This is a genomic window from Sunxiuqinia sp. (genome assembly GCF_055140945.1).
Map to the genome: position 1 here is coordinate 1 of NZ_JBSQYS010000053.1, position 24,420 is coordinate 24,420.

General features: G+C 40.4%; 24 protein-coding genes. 4 read left to right on the plus strand and 20 right to left on the minus strand.

All coding sequences use genetic code 11. From position 1 onward, the window contains the following. The 11 genes from ACTB00_RS18070 to ACTB00_RS18120 all read right to left on the minus strand — a co-directional run. Positions 1-957 (minus strand): tail fiber domain-containing protein (locus ACTB00_RS18070; protein ID WP_463301313.1); only part of this gene is annotated, 957 nt, incomplete at its 3' end. A 543-nt stretch (positions 958-1,500) separates the two neighbouring features. After that, positions 1,501-2,007: an NADH-quinone oxidoreductase subunit NuoE gene (gene nuoE / locus ACTB00_RS18075; RefSeq protein ID WP_463301314.1), complete on the minus strand. Its 507-nt coding sequence runs from the start codon at positions 2,005-2,007 to the stop codon at positions 1,501-1,503. 45 nt (positions 2,008-2,052) lie between these two features. Further along, entirely contained in the window at positions 2,053-3,804 is a 1,752-nt protein-coding gene (locus tag ACTB00_RS18080; RefSeq protein WP_463301315.1) for an NADH-dependent [FeFe] hydrogenase, group A6, read from the minus strand. Positions 3,805-3,816: 12 nt separating this feature from the next. Beyond that, the gene (locus ACTB00_RS18085; RefSeq protein ID WP_463301316.1) at positions 3,817-5,610 is read right to left on the minus strand and encodes an NADH-ubiquinone oxidoreductase-F iron-sulfur binding region domain-containing protein; all 1,794 of its coding nucleotides are present in this window, start codon (positions 5,608-5,610) and stop codon (positions 3,817-3,819) included. A 22-nt stretch (positions 5,611-5,632) separates the two neighbouring features. Further along, the gene (locus ACTB00_RS18090) at positions 5,633-6,022 is read right to left on the minus strand and encodes a (2Fe-2S) ferredoxin domain-containing protein (protein WP_463301317.1); all 390 of its coding nucleotides are present in this window, start codon (positions 6,020-6,022) and stop codon (positions 5,633-5,635) included. Between the two features lie 93 nt (positions 6,023-6,115). Continuing rightward, complete coding sequence (locus tag ACTB00_RS18095) at positions 6,116-6,664, minus strand: ATP-binding protein (protein WP_463301318.1); 549 nt, start codon at positions 6,662-6,664, stop codon at positions 6,116-6,118. Beyond that, positions 6,661-7,404, minus strand: a complete 744-nt coding sequence (locus ACTB00_RS18100) for a PHP domain-containing protein (RefSeq protein WP_463301319.1) — start codon at positions 7,402-7,404, stop codon at positions 6,661-6,663. Before ACTB00_RS18100 ends, ACTB00_RS18095 begins: the two co-directional genes overlap by 4 nt. Then, positions 7,404-7,742, minus strand: a complete 339-nt coding sequence (locus ACTB00_RS18105) for a DRTGG domain-containing protein (protein ID WP_463301320.1) — start codon at positions 7,740-7,742, stop codon at positions 7,404-7,406. The genes ACTB00_RS18100 and ACTB00_RS18105 overlap by 1 nt, the downstream gene beginning before the upstream one ends. Then, on the minus strand, positions 7,729-9,105 hold the full coding sequence (locus tag ACTB00_RS18110) for a [Fe-Fe] hydrogenase large subunit C-terminal domain-containing protein (protein ID WP_463301321.1): 1,377 nt from the start codon (positions 9,103-9,105) through the stop codon (positions 7,729-7,731). The genes ACTB00_RS18105 and ACTB00_RS18110 overlap by 14 nt, the downstream gene beginning before the upstream one ends. Next, positions 9,105-9,515: an ATP-binding protein gene (locus ACTB00_RS18115; RefSeq protein WP_463301322.1), complete on the minus strand. Its 411-nt coding sequence runs from the start codon at positions 9,513-9,515 to the stop codon at positions 9,105-9,107. The genes ACTB00_RS18110 and ACTB00_RS18115 overlap by 1 nt, the downstream gene beginning before the upstream one ends. Positions 9,516-9,517: 2 nt before the next feature. Continuing rightward, the gene (locus tag ACTB00_RS18120; RefSeq protein WP_159518027.1) at positions 9,518-9,862 is read right to left on the minus strand and encodes a hypothetical protein; all 345 of its coding nucleotides are present in this window, start codon (positions 9,860-9,862) and stop codon (positions 9,518-9,520) included. A 242-nt stretch (positions 9,863-10,104) separates the two neighbouring features. On the opposite strand from ACTB00_RS18120, the gene ACTB00_RS18125 reads away from it, so the two are divergent. Genes ACTB00_RS18125 through ACTB00_RS18135 form a run of 3 tightly spaced genes read left to right on the plus strand, consistent with a single transcriptional unit; the run spans position 10,105 to position 12,787 of the window. After that, positions 10,105-11,091, plus strand: coding sequence for a PAS domain-containing protein (locus ACTB00_RS18125; RefSeq protein WP_463301323.1), 987 nt, complete (start codon positions 10,105-10,107; stop codon positions 11,089-11,091). Next, entirely contained in the window at positions 11,091-12,272 is a 1,182-nt protein-coding gene (locus tag ACTB00_RS18130; protein WP_463301324.1) for a SpoIIE family protein phosphatase, read from the plus strand. The genes ACTB00_RS18125 and ACTB00_RS18130 overlap by 1 nt, the downstream gene beginning before the upstream one ends. Before the next feature lie 59 nt (positions 12,273-12,331). Continuing rightward, entirely contained in the window at positions 12,332-12,787 is a 456-nt protein-coding gene (locus ACTB00_RS18135) for a hypothetical protein (RefSeq protein WP_463301325.1), read from the plus strand. Between the two features lie 9 nt (positions 12,788-12,796). On the opposite strand, the gene ACTB00_RS18140 is transcribed toward ACTB00_RS18135, so the two are convergent. The 3 genes from ACTB00_RS18140 to rlmF all read right to left on the minus strand — a co-directional run bounded on the left by ACTB00_RS18140 (position 12,797) and on the right by rlmF (position 16,523). Then, on the minus strand, positions 12,797-12,997 hold the full coding sequence (locus ACTB00_RS18140; RefSeq protein WP_463301326.1) for an RlmF-related methyltransferase: 201 nt from the start codon (positions 12,995-12,997) through the stop codon (positions 12,797-12,799). Positions 12,998-13,576: 579 nt separating this feature from the next. Further along, positions 13,577-15,007, minus strand: a complete 1,431-nt coding sequence (locus tag ACTB00_RS18145; RefSeq protein ID WP_463301327.1) for a DUF3103 family protein — start codon at positions 15,005-15,007, stop codon at positions 13,577-13,579. A gap of 556 nt (positions 15,008-15,563) precedes the next feature. Further along, positions 15,564-16,523, minus strand: coding sequence for a 23S rRNA (adenine(1618)-N(6))-methyltransferase RlmF (gene rlmF, locus ACTB00_RS18150; protein ID WP_463301328.1), 960 nt, complete (start codon positions 16,521-16,523; stop codon positions 15,564-15,566). A 106-nt stretch (positions 16,524-16,629) separates the two neighbouring features. On the opposite strand from rlmF, the gene ACTB00_RS18155 reads away from it, so the two are divergent. Next, positions 16,630-17,943, plus strand: a complete 1,314-nt coding sequence (locus ACTB00_RS18155) for a DEAD/DEAH box helicase (protein ID WP_463301329.1) — start codon at positions 16,630-16,632, stop codon at positions 17,941-17,943. An 84-nt stretch (positions 17,944-18,027) separates the two neighbouring features. Here ACTB00_RS18155 and ACTB00_RS18160 read toward each other — a convergent pair whose 3' ends face one another. The 6 genes from ACTB00_RS18160 to ACTB00_RS18185 form a co-directional block, all read right to left on the minus strand. Continuing rightward, positions 18,028-19,041, minus strand: a complete 1,014-nt coding sequence (locus ACTB00_RS18160; RefSeq protein WP_463301330.1) for a dihydroorotate dehydrogenase-like protein — start codon at positions 19,039-19,041, stop codon at positions 18,028-18,030. 162 nt (positions 19,042-19,203) lie between these two features. Continuing rightward, a complete protein-coding gene (gene mnmA / locus ACTB00_RS18165; protein WP_463301334.1) occupies positions 19,204-20,436 on the minus strand; it encodes a tRNA 2-thiouridine(34) synthase MnmA in 1,233 nt (410 codons plus the stop codon). A 399-nt stretch (positions 20,437-20,835) separates the two neighbouring features. Continuing rightward, entirely contained in the window at positions 20,836-22,764 is a 1,929-nt protein-coding gene (locus ACTB00_RS18170) for an ATP-dependent DNA helicase (protein WP_463301331.1), read from the minus strand. Positions 22,765-22,776: 12 nt separating this feature from the next. Then, on the minus strand, positions 22,777-23,619 hold the full coding sequence (locus tag ACTB00_RS18175; protein WP_463301332.1) for a DUF3825 domain-containing protein: 843 nt from the start codon (positions 23,617-23,619) through the stop codon (positions 22,777-22,779). 118 nt (positions 23,620-23,737) lie between these two features. Next, positions 23,738-23,953 carry a tyrosine-type recombinase/integrase gene (locus ACTB00_RS18180; protein ID WP_463301333.1) on the minus strand — a complete coding sequence of 72 codons (216 nt, stop codon included), beginning with the start codon at positions 23,951-23,953 and terminating at the stop codon, positions 23,738-23,740. A gap of 122 nt (positions 23,954-24,075) precedes the next feature. Continuing rightward, positions 24,076-24,402, minus strand: a complete 327-nt coding sequence (locus ACTB00_RS18185) for a hypothetical protein (RefSeq protein ID WP_463301335.1) — start codon at positions 24,400-24,402, stop codon at positions 24,076-24,078. Between the last annotated feature and the right edge of the window lie 18 nt (positions 24,403-24,420).

Here is a 24,420-nt window from a genome sequence, read left to right on the forward strand (position 1 = left end):
CTCTGTCAACAACATCTGCTTAGTATCGATAATCTTTCCATCATTTACCAGACTATAAAGATACATACCGGCGTTGAATTCACTTCCATTAATGACTACGCTACCAACACCTCTTTGGTTTATTACAATGTTCTTTAAAAGCGTACCAGTCATATTACAAATATAAAGTTGGGCATTACTTACCGTTTCCGGAATTTCAAAACGAATGGTTGTCTGCGTAGAGAAAGGGTTAGGGGCGTTTTGATATAGCTGAGCTTTATTTTTAAATGCATCATCATTTGAACCTTCAACTAAGGAGCCATTCTTGAGGCTTGCTGCGTAGCTACAGCAGTTTTCAATTTGTTTCTTCAACTCATCAATTTGAATTTGCTGCTCCTTAACGGCTTCGACCAATACTGGGACCAATCTAGTATAACTAACAGAATATAAATTGCTAGTCGTATCAAGAAAAACAATTTCCGGAAAAACTTTCATTAATTCCTGAGCAAGAAAGCCAATTTCGTTCTTTCCTTCCTTCTCTAGTTTAGCCTTTAATTTCAGATCATTTGTTTTAAAATAATCCCCTTTCAAATCATATTTCACTCCTCGAAGTTGTTTTATTTTATCCAATGAACTATCAAGCGGTTTGATATTCTCTTTCATCCTCTCATCTGAAGTTTCCTCCAAATCTCTTGCAATTACGTGATCTACGTATAATAGATTGAATCTTTTGTCAGACCTTCCGAGGCAGCCAACCCAATCATCAGCAGGATGCATGGTAACAACTCCCGAATATCCACTACTGTCAAATATTAATCTCCCCCAGGTACTTCCAAAGCATCCAGTCCCAAACCAATCCAAATTATAAGAAGGAGATGTTTTATTAATACCAACATATCCACTACTATTCACCTTTATTTGAGCACTTAACGAATCAACAATTAGGCTGAGTACAGCCAGAAGTAAAAGCTTTTTCATAGGTTTTGATTTTTGTGAGAGTTGAGACTCCCGTTAGTAATTAATAGTTTGATAATCATATTGTATGGTATTCAGCAATATTAAGCTAATCTGACTGTTTATTCTGATAAATAAAAGATGGTACCCCCCCCTGTATTGTGCTGAGAAACATTTTTTTTACTTTAAGGTCTTTCATAAGTGTGAAAGAATTAAAGCTTACTGTTTAAAATAAAGGATATTCATTATTTATAGAATACGGTAATGTTTTCCTATTTAGATCCAGTCTGTATTTAAATAAAAAAATATTAAATTGCGGGCATGAAGTTTGTGTGCCGAAATGATTTTTGGGGAAGAATTCCATCCTGATCGGTGAATGTGATTTTATCGCACCGGGAGCAGGATTTTTAAAAGAAAAGGGATGACATCTTTTAAAAGATATCATCCCTTTTTTTTGCATTGAGTCACCCTGAATTCGGTTCAGGGGTCGCTTCTATAATTATCTTTCCTTGTTTGATGGAGATCCCGGATCAAGTCCGGGATGACTTTTACTTTTGGTGGAGGTTTTTAAGCTGATTTTGCATCTGACGAGCAACCCTCCTGGTATTCGGAAATAATTTGACCAACTTGTTGTGGGGCAACCCGTCCGTATACCTTTTCGCCAACAGTTACAACCGGAGCTAATCCACAAGCACCAACACAACGTAGGCTGCTTAGCGAAAATTTCCCGTCGGGTGAAGTTTGGCCAACCTCAATTTTTAGCTGACGTTTAAATTCAGTCAGTACTTGTTCCGCTCCACGCACATAGCAAGCCGTTCCCATGCAAATAGAAATGGGATGCTCTCCCTGTGGGAGCATGGTGAAGAACGAATAGAACGTGACCACACCGTAAACCTTGGCCAACGACATTTTTAATTCTTTGGCAATGACTTCCTGCACTTCGGCAGGTAAGTACCCCAGTTTACTTTGCACTTGGTGTAGGACGTTGATCAGTTCACCTTCCTGATTATTAAATTCAGCGCAGATGTCTTTTATCTGGTTGATCGTTTTATCTGTAAGTTTTATTTTGGGCATTTCTTTTTGTTTTGCAATTAAATTTGTTTTCGGACCAAGACTTTTTTAGCTCCTGTCAAAATACTTCGTATGCAGTAAGTGATGTGCTTTTTCACTTAGTGGCTCACCTAAAAACTCATCATACAGTTTTTTGATGGATGGGTTTTCGTGCGATTTACGAATGCTCTTACTTTTGTCTTCAGCATAAATTGCTTTCTGACGTTTTTTCAGAATTTCAACATCTCCATGATGGTAGGGTTGTCCACCACCACCGATGCAACCTCCGGGGCATGACATGATTTCAATGGCATGAAACTCACTCTTACCGGCTTTTATTTCTTCAAGCAGTTTACGGGCATTTCCAAGTCCGTGTGCAATACCAATATTGATTGGCAGTCCGTCAAAATCGATTGTCGCTTTACGCAATCCTTCCATGCCACGCAGCTCTTCAAAATCCAGTCGTTCCAGCGTTTTCCCGGTTTGAACTTCGTAAGCAGTACGAACAGCAGCTTCAATAACACCACCGGTTGTTCCGAAAATGACACTTGCTCCGGTTGACTCGCCCATTGGATTGTCAAACTCTTCGTCAGGTAAGGCTTTAAAGTCGATGTTGGCTAGGTTGATTAATTGTGCGAGCTCGCGTGTTGTGAGCGCATAATCCACATCAGGGTTACCTTCAACAGCAAATTCTTCACGACTGCTTTCATACTTTTTGGCCACGCAGGGCATGATGGATACCACCACTAAATCCTCGCGTTTTACCTCCATTTTATCAGCAAAATAAGTTTTGGCTATTGCACCAAACATTTGTTGAGGGGAACGGGCTGTTGATGGAATATCTTTCATTCCGGGAAAATGATGCTCAAAAAATTTCACCCAAGCCGGACAACAAGAGGTTAGTATTGGTAGTTTGACTTCTTTGTCGCCTGCAAGGTATTTGTTGAGGCGGCCAAGCAGTTCAGTTCCTTCTTCCATAATGGTGAGGTCGGCAGCAAAGTCGGTATCAAATACATGATCGAAACCCAAGCGACGCAGAGCTGCGGCCATTTTTCCGGTGACCAATGTGCCGGCTTCCATGCCAAATTCTTCGCCTAATGCCGCACGCACTGCCGGAGCCGTTTGTACAATAACAGTCTTTGTTGGATCGGAAAGTGCCCGAATGACAGCTCCGGTTTCATCCACTTCGGTTAATGCAGCGGTTGGGCAAACGGCCACACATTGTCCGCAGTAAGTGCAGGACGAATGATCCAGATTCATTTCAAAAGCTGGCGAGACCACAGCCTCAAATCCACGGTTGATGGTTGAAAGCACACCAACGGTTTGTACTTCGTTACACATGGTTTCGCAGCGTCGGCAAAGAATACATTTGTCAATATCTCGAATGATAGCCGGACTGGTGTCTTCGCGGTAGTGTGATTGCTCCCCTTGATAATGAATTTCGCGGATTCCAAGGTGGTGGGCCATATTTTGCAAATCGCACTTTCCTGATTTTGGACAGATTAGACAGTCGGCCGGATGGTCTGATAAAATCAGCTCGACAATCGTACGGCGGGCATTAACTGCACGCATAGAGTGCGTACTGATTTCCATGCCGTCAGCAGCGTCGGTGCAGCAAGCCGGAGCCAAATTACGTCGTCCTTTCACTTCCACAACGCAAACGCGACAACCGCCGGGTTTGTTTTCGATATTCATATCGTGCAAATGCATGTGGCAAAGTGTGGGTACATCAATACCAATGCTTGATGCAGCTTCTAAAATGGTTGTTCCTTTTTTAACAACCAGGGATTTATTGTCGATGGTTAAATTGATCATTTCCATAGTTTTCTTTGGTTACGCAATCTTGATTGCATCAAACTTACATTTATCATAGCAGGCTCCACATTTGATGCAAAGCGATTGGTCGATATAGTGCGGATTGCGCCTCTCTCCTGAAATAGCGCCGACCGGACAATTCCGGAAGCACAGCGTACAGCCGATACATTTTTCATCAGTAATAACGTATTGCAACAGAGCTTTACATTGACCTGCCGGGCATTTGCCATCATTAACGTGAGCTTCGTATTCGTGCATGAAATGGTCCAGGGTTGAAAGAACCGGGTTTGGAGAGGTTTGGCCTAGTCCGCACAACGACGAATCTTTAATGACATGACTTAGCATTCGTAGTTTGGTCAAGTCTTCCGGCGTTCCTTTTCCTTCGGTAATTTTCTCCAGAATTTCGTATAACCGCTTATTTCCGATGCGGCAAGGTGTACATTTTCCGCAGGATTCATCCAGGGTAAATTCCAGGTAGAACTTGGCAATTGACACCATGCAGTCGTCTTCATCCATCACTATCATACCGCCTGATCCCATCATGGAACCGGCAGCGAGCAGGTTATCGTAATCAATTGGAGTATCCAGAAAATCTTTGGTTAAACAACCTCCTGATGGGCCGCCAGTTTGCACTGATTTGAATCCTTTGCCATTCTTAATACCGCCGCCAATGTCATAAATGATTTCGCGCAGTTTAATCCCCATGGGTACTTCAATCAACCCGACATTGTTGATTTTACCGGCCAGAGCGAAAACTTTGGTTCCTTTTGATTTTTCGGTTCCGATACTGCTAAACCACTCTGCTCCTTTGTTAATGATGGGAGGGATGTTGGCAAAGGTTTCTACGTTATTTACATTGGTTGGCTTTCCAAGATATCCTTCTTGCGATGGGAATGGTGGTTTGAAGGTTGGTTCTCCTCGTTTTCCTTCCATTGAGTTGATCAGAGCTGTTTCTTCTCCACAAACAAATGCTCCTGCTCCGTAGCGAATCTCAATTTCGAAACTGAAATCTGAGCCTAATATATTTTCACCTAACAAACCATAGTCACGTGCCTGGTTTAAAGCCGTTTTTAGCCGTTGAATAGCCAGCGGATATTCAGCCCGGATGTATACCAACCCCTTATTGGCTCCAATGCAGTAACCACAAATGGCCATTGCTTCGATGACGGTGTGTGGATCACCTTCCAGAATGGAGCGATCCATAAATGCGCCGGGATCGCCTTCGTCGGCATTACAAACCACGTACTTTTGTTCGTTCTCGACCTTGCGGGTAATGTCCCATTTCAATCCGGTTGGGAAACCACCGCCACCACGTCCACGAAGACCAGAGTCCATAATCATTTTAATGGCGCTTTCGGGTGTTAGTTCTTCCAAACATTTTCCGAGAGCCGAATAACCATCGTTGCCAATGTATTCTTCAATATTTTCAGGATTGATAAAGCCACAATTTCGTAGCGCAATACGGACTTGTTTTTTGTAAAAGTCCATGTTTTTATTCTCGGTAATCTGTCGTTTGGTGTTGGGGTCGGTGTACAACAAGCGTTCAACCTGACGCCCTTTCACAATGTGCTCGTTTATAATTTCCCTGGTATCATCAGGGGTAACCGAAACATAGAAGGTATTATCGGGCTGTACTTTTACAATGGGGCCTTGTTCGCAAAAGCCAAAACATCCGGTATGAATTACCTGAACGTCATTTTCGAGGCCAACTTCCTGTAATTGATTTTTAAAATTGTTTTTTATCTGTTCACTTTGTGAAGCCTTACATCCGGTACCTCCACAAACCAACAGGTGCATTTTGTAGTCAGTCATTATTCGAGTAGTTTATAATGGGTCAAAGCGTTTTGTAGCTAACCGGTATGATGCCATCTACCAGTTCATTTAATTTAATGTGCTTGTCGATAATTTCCTGTGCCTTCGTCTTATTTACATCGCCATAAACGACAGGTTGCTTGCCGGGAATGGTAAGCTCAATAGTTGGTTCGGCATAGCAATATCCCATGCATCCGGTTTGGGTAACCAAGGCATCAATTCCCTGATGGTCGAGTTCTTCGATAAAATAATTCATCGTGTCTTTGGCTCCTGAAGCGATTCCGCAGGTGGCCATCGAAACTTTTATCTGAATCAGGTTTTCGGGATGATCTCCTTTTTCCCGAAGTTTAATTTTTGACTGAACCTCTTCTTTCAATTTTTTGAGGTCCGCAAGTGATTTAACTTTTGTCATGGTATATTGTTTATGGTTTTTTTAATCAGTAAGTTATGTCTTCTGGTTTACAAATTTCATTCGATTTTCACAATTAGAATCTAATTTTCGTCATTATTCGCTTATTTGAATCTGTTCTAAATTACCAAGAATCATCTCTTTCAAAAATAGTTGTATTTCAGGTGTTGAAAGAGGTATTCCATCAAGCTCCTTTTTTATTTCACGGGTGTCGAATTCAAATGTACCCTTGCTGGTTTGATGCGTGTAAAGAAGATCAGTCCGGGTTTCATTTGAAATTAAGATCAACAGGCATCCTGCAATATCGCCAATAATAGGCCTGTCGAAATGATGAAACCCAAAACTGACAGTTAATGTCGTTCCGATTTTTTCGGTGGATTGAAGTTGAAATTGCCCGTTTGTTTGCTCCGCGTTTTGTTTCAGTAGCGGAATTCCCAACCCAACTTTTCGGGTTGTCCTTGAGGTGAAAAAAGGATTTTCAGCTCGCTCCACTTGGTGTTGCTTCATGCCGTCACCATCGTCTTTTATTTGGATGGACAACACGTTTTCGTCAGGCAATTCCTTCACGTGAATCTGGATTAACCCGGCATTGGCTCTGATGGAGTTTTGTGCAATATCTAAAATATGGAGCGACAACTCATTCATAATTCAATTTTTACAAATCGTCCGTTTTTTTGATTTAAAGCCCATCGAAGTTCCTGGAACGTGGGTTCAAACAGGTGAAAAGCAGTGTATGCTGAGCCAACATCTTCAATGTAATGAGCGTCAGACGCTGTGATCAAACTTACTTCCTTATGAATATCGTACTGCCGCCTGATTTCGTTTTCCGAAGCAAATTTTGAAAGTTGCATGCCGTCAACATTCATATCAGAGGGCAGATAGCCCAATTGGCTATATATACTGCTGATGGGGCGGTCGATATGGGCTGGAATGAAAATTCCGTTAAGTTGATGTGTGTATTTTTCAATTGTTTCCAGATCAACCTGAAGTGGACTCAACAAATAGTGTGGCGAATGATGAACGATGTTATTTCGATCGTCTACTATTACCTGATGACCATTGTACTCCGGCTTGTTGGGTATTTCTGGCAGATGTTGATCTAAAAACTGCTGAAATTGATCTCGGGTATAGTCATCTTCAAACAGGCAAATTGCATGGACTTCTTCCTTGCTGTTTACTTCACATCCATTGATTACGAGCAGGCTTGTTCCTTCGGCATGCTTTTTTACCATCGCACATTGCCCGGTTGCATTATGATCGGTGATCGCGATAATATCTATCCCACGGTCAATAGCTTTTTGTACAATTTTATCGGGGCTCATTTCCAAATCAGCACATGGCGACAAAACGGTGTGAATATGTAAATCGGCCCGATATTTTTTCATTATTGCTGTTTCAACAACGCATAAAGTTTTCCGCTTATATCGAAGGTTGAATCAGAGGTTGACAGAATGGGGATTTGCTCCTCATTGCTGTGTTCGATCGTGCTTTTATGGGGCTGTAGTCCTTTTACCAGAATGACAGCTGCCAAATCTTTCAGCGAAGCAATAGCCATTACATTTTGATGTACCTGCAGCGTAATCCAAAGCTGTTCTTCCTTAGCATTACCCATCACATCGCTCAGTAAGTCGGAAACATACGCTCCGTTAATTTCCCGGTCAAGTCCTTTTTCTCCGGAAATTACGTTTAAATTTAGTTGTTTTATTAAATCAGAAACCTTCATTTCTTTTTCCTCGTTTATTACAATCAGCCTGAAATCTTTTTTCTCCCCACTTCTTCTCCACATTTCGGAAAGCCTTTGTTGTGCTGATTTTTCCTTCGTCTTCCCACATTTGCTGCAGAAAGACACAATCAGACATTTTTGCTTTTCCGTTTACCATGTCTTCGGCTAATGCCTGACAGTTGGGAGCACCGCATGCTCCGCAATCCACGCCTGGTAAAAAGCAGATTATTCGCTGGGCACGGTTCATTTTTTCCAGTGCCCGAACACGATCTTTATCCAGACTAAATGCTGGTTTGGGGATGATTTTATCGGCGATTAGTTTTTGTTTTATTTCTTTCGAACCTTTTATGGCCTCACTGTCTTTTAGCTTCCAGGCTTGTGGGTAACGTTTTGCTCGGCGCTCAAGCCTGGTTACTGTTAAAAAACGATTCCCCGTCATCAAAATTCCTCCGGCACAACTTTGGTCGCAAGCACGAAGTTCCAAAAAGTCAATCTCTGGTACCTCTTCGTTTTCCAGGCGTTCCAAAAATTTAATGACGTTGTGAATGCCATCGATAGCCATGCTGCGTTCTCCAAAGTGAATCGATTCGCCACGGGTCAGGCTCCACAGAATGCCGTCGCGACTTAAATTTTCGCGCAAATGACTGGTGTCTTCTGCTCCCTTATCATTGATAACTTGCATCACCCGGTTGTATAAATCATTCATATTGATGATGCCATCAGCAATCGACTCTTTTTCACCAACCGGACTTTTCACCGAACTAATTTTTGCATTGCAAGGGGTGATGTAAAACAGGCCAATTTCATCTTCTTTAGCTCCTTGTTTTTTTAACTCGTTAATGGCAAAGTGAGCTCCCAAATCGTGCGGTGATTTGCGCTGAATCAGGTTTTCGGTTAACGAAGGGTAGCGAATCTGTATCAGACGCACAATTGCGGGGCAAAAACTAGATATGTGTGGTTTATTGTTGGGTGAAGTTTTGCAGTATTGCTTCATCGATTCTTTCAAAATACCAATTGGCTGTTCCACTTCAAAAGCGTGGGTAAAGCCAATTTTTAGCAAGGCTGCATAAATCTGATTTTCGGTATATTTTTCAGGAAACTGGCCAATCATAACAGCCGGAAATAAAGCTACCCGGTATTTAAATGTCTTAGCAATTTTTAAGTCATCTTGTTCTACATAAATGGCTTTGGCCGGGCAGGCACGCATGCAGTGTCCGCAGTCAACACATCGTTCTTTTGATATTTCGGCCAATCCACCAACTACCCGAATCGCTTCGGTCGGACAAGCTTTCATGCAATGGATACATCCAATGCACTTCTTTTCGTCGACTGTCAATGCGTGATATGTTTTTGCCGTTACCATTAAAAATGATTGACCATTTTAACTGTTGTTCCCTTATTTACGGTTGACTCAATCGTTAGCTCATCGGTATTTTTTTTGATATTGGGAAGACCCATTCCTGCTCCAAATCCCATTTCTCTTACTTTTTTACTCGCCGTGGAGTAACCTTCCTGCATGGCCAAATCAACATCGGCTATTCCTGGTCCTTTGTCGGAGATTACCGTAGTAATCTTGTCTGATTCGATATGAACCTGAATAAGGCCTTCAAAAGCATGTGCTACTACGTTCACTTCTGCTTCGTACATGGCAATTACGATGTTTTTGATGCAACGCGAGTCAACCCCCAATTGCTTGAGCATTTTTTTTATTTCACTCGAAGCATGACCAGCTCGCGAAAAATTTCCTCCTTCTATGTGAAATTCCAGATTCATATTCAATAAACTGGTTTTAGTCCTGCCTGGTACAACAGGCCACTGGCTTTAAACAGCGTGAATGGTGATTCCAAAATGCACATGTTATTTTCTTTAGCAAGCGCAAGCATCTCATCGTTTAATTTCTTATTGCGTACAAACACTATGAATTTGATGTCTGCCATCTCAGATGTGCGGATCGTTTGTAAATTACACAATCCGGTAATCAGGAGCAGGTTGTCGGTGTCCAGTGTCAGGACATCACTCATTAAATCAGAGCTGTAACCCCGCTCTATTGTTGCTGATGAATACTTATTTCCACAGATGATTGTGGCAGATAAAAGCTCGCAGATTTGACTGACTTGCATGTTCTTGTAAAGATTTTTGCAAAGATCACCGAAAAGATCGAAATGGAACAAAATTTTGTCTATATAATGCATCTAAACCTTAAATTTAGATTGATTTGAAATAAGCCTTTTCAGTTTTTAATTTTTAATTTAGCGGTAGTGGGAGGACGGTGCCGTGTTCAGTCACAGTAGACAGGTAGAAGTAACAGTGATTGGTAAGTGAAAACCAGAATTAAGTCGCTAGTTATAATGACAAATGTCTCATGGACAACCTAACAATGATCAATGAAAAATTAGCTAATTATCCAATACCAACGACGATGATATATGATGACCAGTCTTTCCATTCGGATATGATCCAGTATCCGGATTTGCATCAGAAAATTATTGATGCTTTGCCGATCCCGATTTTCTATCGCGATATCAACGGAATATATAAAGCCACCAACAAAGCGCATGAGAATTTTATAGGCTTAAAAAAGGAAGAGATCATTGGCAAAACGGTGTTTGACGTTCAGCCGACAGATATTGCTGAAATGTATGCCCGGCGTGATCAAGAGTTATTTGAAACGCCGGTTGATCAGAGCTACGAAACTAAGTTTCGTTTATCGGACGGATCAATGCATGATGTGATTTTCAACAAAGCTGTGATTCGAAATGATGAGAATGAAATTATCGGCATCGTCGGTTCGATCCTTGATATAACAGATCGGAAGAAGGCAGAACGAAATCTGGAACAAGCCCAGGAAGCTTCCGTTATTGCATCTGCAATGATGCACAAAATCAGAGCCGGAGTCATTATCGTGGATCAGGATTTTAGGGTCATTGATTCAAACCAGGGATTTGCCCGACTGTTCGGGGAAGAGTTGGAAGAACTGTATGATACAATACCCGGATTGCAAGGAGCCGAACTCAGTTCACTAATTCCGGAGGTGGTGTTTAAAATGTTCGCTTCGCTGATGGTTTCAGGGGAAAACATGTTGGAGCGCGATCTGAAAATACAAAACCGATTATTGCATGTTTCGGTGATTTCGATCTACAAAAATAGAGTTGTTGGGGCATTGATTCGAGATATGTCAGCTCCTTTGTTAGTCAGAGAGGAAATCATTAGCCGGGCACAACGCGTGAACAAGCAAAATCTGGATACCGTACAAAAGATTGCGTTTTTGTTGGGTGAAAATGCGGCTCAAACGGAGGAATTACTCAACTCCATTATTCAATCGTATAAATATGGGGAGGACGACAACTAATGGCTGATTATCACTTTGATGTTGATATTCAACAACAACTACCTAAAGGCGAGGTGGTTTGTGGTGATGTGTTTTACACCCGTCGAATTAAGGAAGAAGGTCGTGTAATTATGGTTTTGTCGGATGGAATTGGGCATGGTGTCAGGGCGAATGTTTTAGCCACATTAACGGCTTCAATGGCCTTAAGCTATTCCTCCTTACACACGGAACCTGATGTGGCAGCCAAGGTTTTTATGCGTGCTTTGCCTCGTAGTAGCGATGGAAAAGAGAGCTACGCCACATTCACGATTATTGAAATTGAAGTAGATGGAGTGGTTCGGATTGTGAATTATGATAATCCGCCAACTTTAATTTTCCGTAAAGGCGAATACTTTTCGCCTAAAGAAATTGAAGTAAATATCAGGGGAGAAGAGAATGTGGGCAAGATCTTACGTATCCGAGAGTTCACACCGATTAAAGGCGATCGGATTATTTTTATGACCGATGGCGTTGTTCAAAGTGGTTTGGGGGGCAAAAAATATCCGATGGGTTGGGGAATAGAACAGGTGCATGAGTTTGCAAAAAGGCAGATTTCCCGCGAAAATAAAATTTCGGCTACTCGTCTGGCTCGGAAGATTTTAAACCAGGCTGCCATGAATGATGGATTTAATTTGAAGGATGATACCAGTTGTGGCATTGTTCACTTTCGAAAACCCCGAGAGTTTATGCTGATAACGGGACCTCCGTTCTATAAAATTAAAGATGTTGATTTTGTGAAACGAGTGACAGAGTTCCCGGGCAAGAAAATTATATGTGGTGGTACAACTGCTGAGATTATTGCCCGCGAATTGGATTTGGAAGTCAATATCAAACATCGGTATGCTGGAGAGTCGATTCCTCCGGCGGCCGAAATGGAAGGTTTTGAAATGGTGACGGAGGGCGTGTTGACGATGGGAAAAGTGGAGGAAGTTCTTGAGAACTACACCCGCGAAACCCGATTGGGAACCAGTCCGCCCGAAGAAGTGGTGAAATTGTTGTTGGAACACGATATTATTCACATTATTGTAGGTACTCGAATTAACTGGGCTCATCAGGATCCGGAACAGCCGATTGAGCTTGAGATACGCAAGTTTGTTGTAAAACGAGTCGTTCGTTTGTTGGAAGAACGATTTTTGAAAGACGTAACATTGGAGTTGGTATAATGAGTATTGTTAGGGTGGATTGAATTCAACCCGTTTAAAATCCAGAAGATAAATCTGAAATGAGTAAAGAAATAAAAGCGTTGCTGTTGGCAGAGCTTTCCCAATTGTTGGACGAACGAATTAATACAACGTTATCGGAAATAGAATCGGTAAAAGAGTCGCGCGATAGCGATACCAAAAGCAGTGCCGGCGATAAATATGAAACGGGGCGGGAAATGATCCAACAGGAGTTGAATAAATTTCAGGCTCAGTTGAGCAAGTTTCAAACTTTGAAAAATGATTTGGCACGAATTGATCCTTCGAAAATACATACACAAGTTGAATTTGGTAGCCTTGTAATTTGTAATCAAGGGAACTATTTTCTATCGGTTGCTTTTGGGAAGGTTCATGTGCAGTCGACGGATTACTTTTGTTTGTCAATGGTTTCACCAATCGGTCAGGCGCTATCGGGAGGAAAAGTTGGCGAGCAGGTTTTGTTTAACGGGAAGACGATTTTGATTGAAGCCATTTATTAGAGTTCTAACTTATTTCCATCTCTGAGTCCACTCTTTTTGCTCTTTTTTAGAACGGAATGTCCATGCTATTATTCGACTGACTTTATTGCCTTGGCCCATGCTGATGGTCTGTACTTCGGTCGCTTCAACCTGTTTTAAGAAGTTGTAGATGAGCGGCAGACGTTCACTTTTTGAAACCAAGCTGGTGAAGCTAGCCTGATTCTGTCGCATCGGGAGCAGGAGTTTTGAGCCTCCGGAATTTTCTTAAAAAGAATCCCATCCTTCAACTATTATTGCGAATGGGATTCTTCTCCGAATTTAGTTGTTTAGTCGTCTTTTCCAAACTGATATCGGATTCCTAGAGAACTTCTGACATACGGGTCATCTCCCGCATAAGTACCCGTTAAAAATTCGATGTGCAACGAAAATTTGTTAAAATCTTTAATTGGAAAAAATTGTAGTCCAACAGGCAAAACCACGCCGCCATTATTGAAATTTGCCGTCACTCCCACACCAATATAAATATTATATCTCTCTTTATGTGCAACATTATTGCATAGTACCAATTCTGATGTAATATCCGAGAATTCATTGTTGTTATAGAGTCTTATTTCACTCCAAAATCGAGTGGAAAATTCGTAACCCAATCCAATTTTAGGATGTGAAGAACTATAATAAGATAAGCTAGGTTGTGAATTCCCATGATTACTAACAAAAATGAGTAAAATAAGTATAAGGAACAATTTATTAAAATATGAAATCATAAAGTATATCTTTTATAAATTTTTTTGATAAAATTATTATTTTTTTTTAATAGACAAGTTGATATTCAAAACCAGTCAGATTATATATTTGATCTTTTATGTCCCAATAATGCACCAAGTTATTTCCAATATGAGAGTCTCCGGGATCATTACTTATTGTGATTGTTCCACCATATTTTACCGTCCCATCATCGCTTTTATCCTCATAACTACCAGAAATCTGAAATGTAACAGTGCCTTCTGGCCAGCCGTCTTCTTCTCTCCAATCGATGTTCAGGACTGTGCCTACTGTTGCTGTATACCACGGTACAATCGGTACTTCAAAATACCACCATTTATCTTTTATGTCATTTCTTTTATTTGGTTCAAATCGGCCTGATGTAAATATTAAATTGGCGCCTCCTTGCAGTCCCTGTACAACACGAATTCTCATTTCTGGAGCACCTCCTACCCAAGGCTCTACACTGCTCAATCCACTGGATGTAAATTTCATCCGTTTGATTTTCAACCATTCACCATCATTCCTGGCAGAAGACGTACTAGCAACAATATTTGACCAAGCGGAATTTCCTTCACCGTTGATTGCTCTAATCTTGTACCAATATTTTTTACCTTCAGCGGTATAATTATTAATGAAATTATTATCATTCTGGACTGTGTTGCTAAAATGCCAAAACTGAGTTTCTTCCCAAGCCATTCTCCATACTTCATATGATGTTTCATAATCTGAGTCGTTCCATTCAAGCATTAGTGATTTAGATGTTCCATGAGATATGCTTAAATTTGTTGGAGTCGTTGGAACGCTTTTTAGTTTGTTGTTTTCTTCTATCGCCAGAGTGGCCTCCGTGGATATTAATTCTTTATTCTTGTCGACTCTTTCAGAAACTCTAACCACAATGACCGGAAAGTCCGGTTCTTTAAGTGGATCCAATTTTAACAAATTGCCATTTGAATCGTAGGCATTTATTTCTTTGCTTTCTTTTTCGCTGTAATCGAATGGTAAATATGCTACCGGAGGGGTAAATTCTTCTGGATTCCATTCATCACAAAGAATAGGTACAGATATTTGCAGGTTAGGTATTTCTTCATCTGTTCTCTCAAAAAAAGCATTATTATCCATCCGGCTAAAATTGATTATGCTTCTGGCTTTTCCGCTTCTGCATTCCTTCAACATTTCTCTAATAGTCTTGTTTTCTATTTCAATCTGTTCAAATGTTGAAGCAAGGACATCATAGTCCCCGTCGAAACGTTTCTGAGTTTCATTTTTAATGATTGTTTTTATTTCATTTGAAAGTGATGTCGCAAGAATCTTTGCGTAATCATTAATTAGCTCGGTTCTGAGATCAACGCTCTTTAATGTTAGGTTACTCTGATCCAGATCAACAAATGGTTCTTGGAAACTACTTTTTTCACAACCAGTTATAACAACGAGGGAAACGATGACAACTAATTTGGCGTAAAAGAAGATTCTTTTCATAAGCTTTGTTTTTTGTGGAAGTTGAGAATTCCGTTAGCAATTAATAGTTTGATAATCATATTGTATGGTATTCAGCAATATTTAGCTAATCTGACTGTTTATTCTGATAAATAAAGAAGGTACCCCCCCCCCCCCCCTGTATTATGTTGAGAAACATTTTTTACTTTGAGCTTCTTCATAAGTGTGAAAAGAATTAAAGCTTACTGTTTAAAATAAAGGATAATTATTATTTATAGCTTGCGGCAAGCTCTTCCTATTTAGATACAGTCTATATTCAAATAAACAAATATTAGATTATTGGTATGAAAGTTGTTTGGCGAAATAATCTTTAGGGAAAGGTTCCATCCACAGATATTTCTTTTCTTTCCATCTTGATCTGCGAACGTGGTTTTATTGCACTGAGAAGGATTTTTAACGATCTGTTTTTACATAGCGACCGTTCATTTGATTTAATGCCCATCGCATTTCCCTGAATATTGGTTTGTATGGGTAAAATGAGCAGTTTCAGTTTAACGGGAAGACGATTTTGATTGAAGCCATTTATTAGAGCTCTAACTTATTTCCATCTCTGAATCCACTCTTTCTGCTCTTTTTTTGAAAGGAACGTCCATGCTATTATCCGACTGACTTTATTGCCTTGTCCCATGCTGATGGTTTGTACTTCGGTGGCATCAACCTGTTTTAAGAATTTGTAGATGAGCGGCAGACGTTCGCTTTTTGATACTAAGCTCGTAAACCAAAAGCATGTTTTTGCAAATTGCTTACTTTCATGAATCATCGTTTTCAGGAAGGCAACTTCACCGCCTTCGCACCACAATTCGTTACTTTGTCCTCCAAAGTTCAGCTTCGGACTTTCTGCTTTTTGTGTGTTGAGCTTGCTTTGTTTGCGAAGAGTGCCAGCTTGTGCTTCAGCAGCTGATGCATGAAAAGGCGGGTTACAAACGGTCAGGTCAAACCGTTCGTCGGGTTGGATGATTCCGGTAAGAATGTTTTTCGGGTTGGCTTGCAATCGTAAAGAGACTCGTTCGGTTAGTGCTGGATTTTGATTTACAATTCTGGTGGCCGAGTTAATTGCAGTCGGATCAATATCAGCACCCACAAAATTCCATCCGTACTCCATGCTTCCAATAATTGGGTAAATACAGTTCGCACCAACGCCAACATCTAAACAGTTGATGGAGGAACCAGTTGGAATTATACCCGAATTGCAGTTGCTCAGGATGTCGGCAGCATAGTGAATGTAGTCTGCTCGTCCCGGTATTGGAGGGCACAGGTAATTCGCCGGAATGTCCCAATATCCTAGTCCGTAGTTGTTTTTTAGTATGGCCGTGTTTAGGACTTTTACTGCTTTTGCATCTGAAAAATCAATCGATTCATCACCATAAGGGTTCTCTCTTACAAATTCGTTCAGTTCAGGACAAACAGCAATCAATTGTTTGAAATCGTAACGCTCACGATTTTTGTTACGCGGGTGCAGTTTCGACTTTACCGTAGGATGAATCTTCTTTTTAACCATGATCATAAATTTAGGACGCGACAAATTTAGTTTTATTTGTTCGAATGAAATAAAACCAGAACTATCGATGACTCATTAGCTCTTAAAATAAACCTATCTTTGCCACATGTCAAAATCGATTAAAAATCAAAAAAACATACTGGATAAGCTGAATATTGAGCAATTGAACCCAATGCAGGAAGAGGCTCAGCAGACAATCCACTCCAATGCTGAAGTCGTTTTACTTTCGCCCACCGGAACCGGAAAAACATTGGCCTTTTTGTTGCCGCTTGTTGCAGAATTGAAACGGGATTGCGATGAAATTCAGACCTTAATTTTGGCGCCATCGCGCGAGTTGGCGATTCAGATTGAACAAGTGCTTCGCGAAATGGGCGCTGGCTATAAAACCAATGCTGTTTACGGAGGCACCTCATTTTCAAAAGATAAGCTGGAGCTAAAGCATCGTCCGGCTGTATTGGTTGGGACACCGGGTCGTGTGGCCGACCATTTGCGGCGCGAAACTTTTTCTACCGACCGTATCAAAACATTGGTGCTCGATGAGTTTGACAAATCGTTGGAAATTGGTTTTGAAGATGAAATGCGTGAGATTTTGCGAATGCTCCCGATGGTGGAAAAGAAGATTCTAACTTCGGCGACTCAAAAAGTGGACATCCCTGCTTTTGTGGGATTGAAAGATCCGGTCAATTTAAATTATCTGGGTGAAAAAAGTTCTCAGCTTAAAATCAAAAAAATACTTTCACCTGATAAAGACAAACTGGAGGCGCTGTTTAAAGCTTTGTGTCATATTGGAAATCAGCCGGGAATTATTTTCTGCAACTTTAAAGATACGATTCAGCGAGTGAGTGATTTCCTAAATGAAAAGAAAATCAGACACGGCTGCTTTTATGGGGGAATGGAGCAGATGGATCGCGAACGGGCGCTTATTCAATTTAGAAACGGCACACATCAATTATTAATCGCTACCGATCTGGCTGCCCGTGGAATTGATGTTCCTGAGATTAAATTTATTCTGCATTATCAACTGCCAAGGCGGAAAGATGAATTTATCCACCGGAATGGTCGAACAGCGCGAATGTTTAATGACGGAACGGCCTATATTCTTCACTGGGAACGAGAGGAACTACCAGACTACCTGGGGGCGGTTGGCATTGAAAGACTTCAGGAAGCACCTCTTTTAAATAAGTCTGCATGGACAACTTTATTTATTTCCGGAGGGCGAAAAGACAAAATATCGAAAGGAGATATTGCCGGCTTATTTTTCAAGCAAGGCAAACTCAACAAAGAACAGTTGGGAATTATTGAGCTTAAACAGGATTGTGCGTTTGTTGGCGTGCATGCCAGCCAATCGAAACAATTGGTTGAACTGCTGGACGGCTGCAGACTGAAAAATAAAAAGATCAGGATTTCAATCGTTTCCTGATTTTTAAATAATGATAAAAAAAGGCTTCGGATAAGTTATCCAAAAGCCTTTTCAGGATCTATTCTAGTTACAATTAAGCAATTCTTAAACCATTGGGTATTTTTTGAAGACCTCTTCTGATTTCATCAAAATATCAACATATTGTGCTCGTTGATAGGCGAATGGATCTTTCAGGTTTTTACGAGAAAGTTTTCCGCGGAAATCATCCAGCGATTTATAGCCTTTTTTATCCATCCATGCAGATAAGTCATTCAACACTTTTTCAACAAACGGTGGTTGGTTGCGGTAAATCGCCGAAACTACCTGAACCACATCAGCTCCTGCCAATAGCATTTTGATCACATCTTCGGAGCTTGAAATACCGCGGCTTGCGCAGACACTAGCATCAATATTTCCATAAAGTAAACCGGCATATCGCAGTGAAAGCTGAAAATCTTTTTCCTGACTTAAGTCCCACGGATAATGAAATAGTTCTTTCTCGATGTCAATATCGGGTTGGAAAAAGCGATTGAAAATCACAAAACCATCAACTCCGGCCTCATCTAATTTCTTGATAAAGTTAAGAGTGTTCGTGTAAAATGGACTTAGTTTTACACTTACCGGTATCTTAACTGCCTTTTTAACGCTTTTTACTATTTGTATTTGCTTGTCTTCAATACCCGCTCCAGCTACTTCAAAATATCCGGGAGTTGCATAAAGATTAATTTCCAAAGCGTCCACTCCGGTCTTCTCCAATTCTTTAGCGTACTCAACCCACGATGTTTCGTAAATCGCATTTAAACTGGCGATAATTGGTACCGTGGTATTTTCTTTTAGTGTTTTTACATTGAAGAGGTGTTCCTTTGGTCCGGCATGTTCCATATCAGGAAAAATGCTTGTCATTTCGGCATGACGTTCTTCATACTCATGAAGCTCGTCGTCAAGCTGAGCAGACTCTAGTTGAATTTGCTCCTCAAATAAAGATTTGTATACAATAGCACCTATTCCAGCTTTCTCCAGTTGTTGAATTACTTCCGGCTTATTGACCAGGTTACTAGCTCCTAAAACTAATGGGTTCTTCAGTTTTAGCCCCATGTAGGTGGTTGATAAATCTGCCATAATATTGATTTTACAGGTTGTTTTCTGATTAGTTAAACTCCTTAAGTTCCGCTTTTGTTCAAGCGTCTGCGAGTAAAGTTAATCAAATGACTGATTATCTACAATATAAAAAGGTTAAGCTTTTGGTGGATCGTTAAGACAGGATTAATATACTTGGAAAACCTAGCTGATAACGCCCGATCCGATCAACTCCTTACCATTATACCAAGCTGCGAACTGACCGGCTGTAATTCCTCGTTGTTCATTTTCAAAAAGGATATAAATTCCTTCTTCTTGTTGATAGAGTGTCGCTTTTTCGAGTGGTTGACGATAGCGGATTCGCACGTCATAATCACGGGTTTCACCAAGCTCCATTTTCAGGTCTTCACGAATCCAGTGGATTTCTTCATTGGTAATAAATAATCCGGGACGATATAACCCGGGATGTTCAGTGCCTTCTCCTACATAAATAATGTTGCGACTAACATCTGTTCCAACCACAAATAGAGGTTCATCGTGTCCTCCGATGTTCAGTCCTTTTCGTTGACCTACCGTGTAAAAGTGCGCGCCACGGTGCTCTCCAATTACTTTGCCGTTCCACGGTTTGTAGGGGTAAGCAAAACATAGTTTTTTGAAATTATCCGGTGTTTTTTCAACCGATTTCTTTTTGGCCATAAACTCCGCCGGTACTTCAATTACATTTCCGGTTTTTGGCTCCAGTTGTTGTTGCAGAAAAGTGGGTAGATCAACTTTTCCGACAAAGCAAATTCCCTGCGAATCTTTGCGGGCTGCCGTAGGTAAATCCTGCTCAGCAGCAATTTTACGAACTTCGGGTTTGTCGATATGACCAATTGGGAAAAGAGCTTTACTTAGTTGGCTTTGATTTAACTGGCAAAGAAAATAGCTTTGGTCTTTGTTGTTGTCTTCACCGGCCAAAAGTTGGTAGATCGTTTTTCCTTCTTGCTCGAACTCTGTTTTCTGGCAATAATGCCCTGTGGCAACATAGTCAGCACCAAACTTCAGGCACTCATCCATAAAAATGTCGAACTTGATTTCGCGGTTGCAAAGTACGTCAGGGTTCGGGGTGCGTCCTTTGCTATATTCGTCAAACATATAATCGACCACCCGCGTTTTATAGTCTTTGCTCAGGTCAACAATATGAAAAGGCATATCGAGTTTTTTGGCCACCATTTCAGCAATCATGGCGTCGTCTTCCCAGGTACAGCCGCCCGTGATGGCACCCGTACGGTCGTGCCAGTTCACCATAAACAGTGCAATTACATCGTATCCCTGTTGTTTTAGAAGATACGCTGCCACACTGGAATCTACTCCTCCTGAAAGTCCGATAACTACCTTTTTACCCATTTTATCCAATAATTGAGCGACAAAAGTAGGAGGAAATTCGGAAATAGGCAATTCGGGGTGAAGGGGACGCAGATTTTTGAGATGGTTTTTCTTCGTTTTACATCTCCGTTGCTTCCGGTTACAATCGCCCTGCTTCAACTTACAATCGCTCTGCTTCCGGGTACATTTAGCTTGCTTCTTTCTTCCGTTCTATTGCTTCTGCTTTCAGGTGGCTGCTTCAAGTTGAATGGCCCTTGCTTCGGGTTTCATTCGTTTTGCTTCCTACCTTGGCCTCCCCCGTTTGAGAGAAGCCGTAACAAGGGGCTCGCTGTACTGAGTTTATAACTCATTTCACTTGCTTGTTTGAACAGGCACAAATCTGTTCTATCCGGCTCCGGGTTGTAGTTCAACCGGGGCTCAAAGCTGGGCACTGCGTGTCGCTTAAAGCCCTGTTTATTGGGCACTGGCTTTCTATGTTTTTCCAAATAATTTGTCGTGCCATTTCAAGTTTCTTAGTCGTTTAATTTCGGCTTTATCAGCTTGATTTTCTTTTTCTTTATCAGTCAATTCAGATTCAGTTTTCTTTAGTTTAGTTTCGAGACGATTGGAGTGAATCTTTGAATCAGAGAGTTTGCTTTCTAATTGCTTCAATTCTTTTTTCAGTCGCTCAGTCTCACTTTCAAATTCTCTTGTTTTATTTAGGAGCAGTTCAATTGAAGAATTCTGGTCTTTTATTTTTTGTGTTTTCTCAGCAATCTCTTGAGAGTAGTTTTCGATTGTTTCTTTAGCTTCAAAAATCTCTTCTTCTATTAGGGCTTGTTCAGCAAGGGATTTCTTGAATTTTTTACGAAAACTCAACAGTCTGGCTCCTTGTGTAATTATGAATCTTTCAAAATTGTCAGTATCAATGTCGTTTCGAAACTTCAAAGCTCGTTTGAAAAAATCAAATGAAGATTTAATGTCTCCTTTCCCAAATTCTTCTCTTGCTTTTTTATAATAGAAGTCAGCTTTACCTGTGTTTAATTGTTCAGTAATTAATGTCCCTGGTGTCTCATTTTGGGCAAACTCCAATACTTTAGGGTCAGTCTTTATTGCGTATTGATTAAGTTGAGTTTTAAGCTGCAAACCATTAAAGGAAGTACAGCGACTTAATGCAACATAAACTTGTCCGGGTGCAAAGGCTCTGCCTAAGTCCGCAATTACTTTTTCAAAAGTTAGACCTTGGCTTTTATGAACTGTGATTGCCCAAGCTAATCGAATAGGAAATTGCTCAAATGTTCCAATTATTTCTTCTTCTACTTTTCTTTTCTCTTTATTGTAGGTGTATTGTATGTTATTCCATACCGCACGTTCAACTTCAACTTCCGACTCGTCATCAAAAACAACTGTTATTGAGCTTTCTTCGAGTTCTTTAATTTTTCCAATTTTTCCGTTGAAGTAACGTTTAAACTCTCCTGTATCATTTTTAATGAACATTATTTGAGCACCGACTTTTAATTTCAAAAAATGGTCGGTTGGTTTATGTCTATCTGGAAAATCTCCTGTTACGTTAGCTTCGAAAGTAAAAATCTCTGTTTCAAGCTGGTTGAGCTTTGTGAGATTGGTTTCATTGACGATTTTATTATGTGTTGCCAAAATGATATAATCACTTCCATTTCCCGAAAATGTGGGATTGTATTTCGAATTCAGAGTTCTAAAGTCTGTTTGACTTACTTGGTTTACTCTGACACGATTTAAGAGGTCAATAAACTTTTGTTCGTTTTGCCTATATATTTTTTTCAATTCAATGTAAAGCGGTGTATTCTGTTCAATTACTTTAGAACTGAAAAAGAAAGGTGTTTTGTAAAACTGAGACAAGATTGCCCATTGGTCATTGTCTGCAATCGGTGGAAGTTGGAAAGTATCGCCAATTAGAATTACTTGAACTCCACCAAATGGTAAATGAGGTTTTCTCCTAAATATTCTCAGAATTCTGTCGATTACATCCAACATATCTGCTCGAACCATTGATATTTCATCAATGATTAAGAGTTCAAGGTTTTCAATAATTTCTCGCTTGTCTTCACGATATCGAAATGTTGTAAATATTGTTTCCTTGTTTTCACTTCCTGTTGCAGCTGTTCTTAATCTTGAATCGTCAGGAACAAATGGTCCGAATGGAATTTGAAAAAAAGAGTGAATTGTAACACCGCCTGCATTTATGGCAGCAACTCCTGTCGGAGCAAGAATCACAGTGTTTTTTTCTGTAGTATCCTTTATATACTTTAAGAAAGTAGTTTTACCTGTACCTGCTTTTCCTGTCAAGTAAACAAGTTTATCAGTATGTCGAACAAATTCAGCAGCATTGTTGAATTCGACATTGTTCTTATCAAGTTCTATGTTGTCTACTATGACAGTCATTTCTAAATGTCTTTAAGGATTTAACCAATCATCAGCAGGTTTGGTAATTAAACGGGCATCAACGTATGCCATATCCATTGTTAATATCGTTTTACCACGATACATCTTTCTCCTGTCATCTCTAGCAACCACGAGTGCTAAGTCTGCCATCCCTTCATCGTTTGTAAGAACAAGCGGTAAAAGAAGTTGAATTTTCTCTTCATACCAATGTGGAATAGCAATTTTGTAATTTCGCCTGATTCTACCTTTTAATGATTGCAACTCACCATTTATTACATTTTCAGCCATTCGAATATTTCCTTGTAAAACTTCTGGCAGTCTTTCTTCATTATGGGTCAGGAAGTGTTCGAGATTAGCTTCGATTTCATAGTTTGTATTGAAAACCAAATCGTTTACATCATTGATATATGAGGCGATGTCTGGTAGTGGTGTAAAAGGTTCAAGCTTTGTTGAGTAGGTGTCGACAAAAGCATAAAGCGTCCAATCTGGTTGATTTCTTTCTTCTGCTTGTTTGTTCCTAAAAAAAGTTGCAAAAATATCTTTTCCACGTGGAGTCTGTAAACCTGTATTGAAACAAGCTTTGTCTCCATCTTCAGAGAGTTTTATTTTCCCTTCTTCTTGAAGTCGGAGAAACGTATAATTCAGGTAATTGGTCAAAATAGGAAAGTTTTGATGTTGGTATTGATTTATAAATTCCTGTCGGTGAAATGACCAATCTTCATCCTTTGCCATATTTGCCAATTTTTTAAATGGCTCTTCCCAAGTTTCTCCTGCATTGCCATTGTATGGAAAATGAGCGAAAATTTCCCTTGCATCTTGTTCTCGGTATCGTTTTAAAAGTGATTTGTATTCCATTGCTTATATTTTTATTCGATTGTCTGTTTTAGCTTGTGCTCAACTCTGTTGTCTGTCAGGAAAAACCTGATAATATTTCCAAATACAGTAATCATTGTAAGGTTTTTCCTTTTTATACTTACAGGTCATCAAAAGGATTTTTTATATTTTTTAAACTTTCGTTACTCACGTGTGTGTAAATCTCCGTTGTTTTGCTCGATTTATGTCCTAATAGTTCCTGTATGTACCGCAAATCGGTCCCGTTTTCAAGTAAATGAGTCGCAATGCTGTGGCGCAAGCAGTGCGGGGTAAAACTATGATTTGTTTTGACCTGTGGGTTGATTTCGTTCCACAATTTACAAAACTTAACAAAATCTATGTCCCTGTAAGTTTAATTTATCTTCATTCTAAACAAGGACTGTTACAACGGCAAATTAAAATAAGTAGTTGACACAGTTTTATGAACACAAGCCCCGGTTATTTGAACACTCCCGGCGATGTCCTGCTTATTGCTGACGATGTTGTCCCTACTCGTGGCAATGTCCTGCATATTGTCGGCGATGTTGTCCCTACTCGTGGCGATGTCTTGCTTATTGCCGGCGATGTTGTCCCTACTCGTGGCGATGTCCTGCTTATTGTTGACGATGTTGTCCGTACTCGTGGCAATGTCCTGCATATTGCCGGCGATGTTGTCTCTACTCGTGGCGATGTCCTGCATATTGTCGGCGATGTTGTCCCTACTCGTGGCGATGTCTTGCATATTGCCGGCGATGTTGTCTCTACTCTTGGCGATGTCTTGCATATTGCTGACGATGTTGTCTC

Coding starts and splice junctions, on each gene's coding strand:
- nuoE (WP_463301314.1), bottom strand. CDS start 2,007: ATGCCCAAAATAAAACTTACAGATAAAACGATCAACCAGATAAAAGAC.
- ACTB00_RS18080 (WP_463301315.1), bottom strand. CDS start 3,804: ATGGAAATGATCAATTTAACCATCGACAATAAATCCCTGGTTGTTAAA.
- ACTB00_RS18085 (WP_463301316.1), bottom strand. CDS start 5,610: ATGACTGACTACAAAATGCACCTGTTGGTTTGTGGAGGTACCGGATGT.
- ACTB00_RS18090 (WP_463301317.1), bottom strand. CDS start 6,022: ATGACAAAAGTTAAATCACTTGCGGACCTCAAAAAATTGAAAGAAGAG.
- ACTB00_RS18095 (WP_463301318.1), bottom strand. CDS start 6,664: ATGAATGAGTTGTCGCTCCATATTTTAGATATTGCACAAAACTCCATC.
- ACTB00_RS18100 (WP_463301319.1), bottom strand. CDS start 7,404: ATGAAAAAATATCGGGCCGATTTACATATTCACACCGTTTTGTCGCCA.
- ACTB00_RS18105 (WP_463301320.1), bottom strand. CDS start 7,742: ATGAAGGTTTCTGATTTAATAAAACAACTAAATTTAAACGTAATTTCC.
- ACTB00_RS18110 (WP_463301321.1), bottom strand. CDS start 9,105: ATGGTAACGGCAAAAACATATCACGCATTGACAGTCGACGAAAAGAAG.
- ACTB00_RS18115 (WP_463301322.1), bottom strand. CDS start 9,515: ATGAATCTGGAATTTCACATAGAAGGAGGAAATTTTTCGCGAGCTGGT.
- ACTB00_RS18120 (WP_159518027.1), bottom strand. CDS start 9,862: ATGCAAGTCAGTCAAATCTGCGAGCTTTTATCTGCCACAATCATCTGT.
- ACTB00_RS18125 (WP_463301323.1), top strand. CDS start 10,105: ATGGACAACCTAACAATGATCAATGAAAAATTAGCTAATTATCCAATA.
- ACTB00_RS18130 (WP_463301324.1), top strand. CDS start 11,091: ATGGCTGATTATCACTTTGATGTTGATATTCAACAACAACTACCTAAA.
- ACTB00_RS18135 (WP_463301325.1), top strand. CDS start 12,332: ATGAGTAAAGAAATAAAAGCGTTGCTGTTGGCAGAGCTTTCCCAATTG.
- ACTB00_RS18140 (WP_463301326.1), bottom strand. CDS start 12,997: ATGCGACAGAATCAGGCTAGCTTCACCAGCTTGGTTTCAAAAAGTGAA.
- ACTB00_RS18145 (WP_463301327.1), bottom strand. CDS start 15,007: ATGAAAAGAATCTTCTTTTACGCCAAATTAGTTGTCATCGTTTCCCTC.
- rlmF (WP_463301328.1), bottom strand. CDS start 16,523: ATGGTTAAAAAGAAGATTCATCCTACGGTAAAGTCGAAACTGCACCCG.
- ACTB00_RS18155 (WP_463301329.1), top strand. CDS start 16,630: ATGTCAAAATCGATTAAAAATCAAAAAAACATACTGGATAAGCTGAAT.
- ACTB00_RS18160 (WP_463301330.1), bottom strand. CDS start 19,041: ATGGCAGATTTATCAACCACCTACATGGGGCTAAAACTGAAGAACCCA.
- ACTB00_RS18170 (WP_463301331.1), bottom strand. CDS start 22,764: ATGACTGTCATAGTAGACAACATAGAACTTGATAAGAACAATGTCGAA.
- ACTB00_RS18175 (WP_463301332.1), bottom strand. CDS start 23,619: ATGGAATACAAATCACTTTTAAAACGATACCGAGAACAAGATGCAAGG.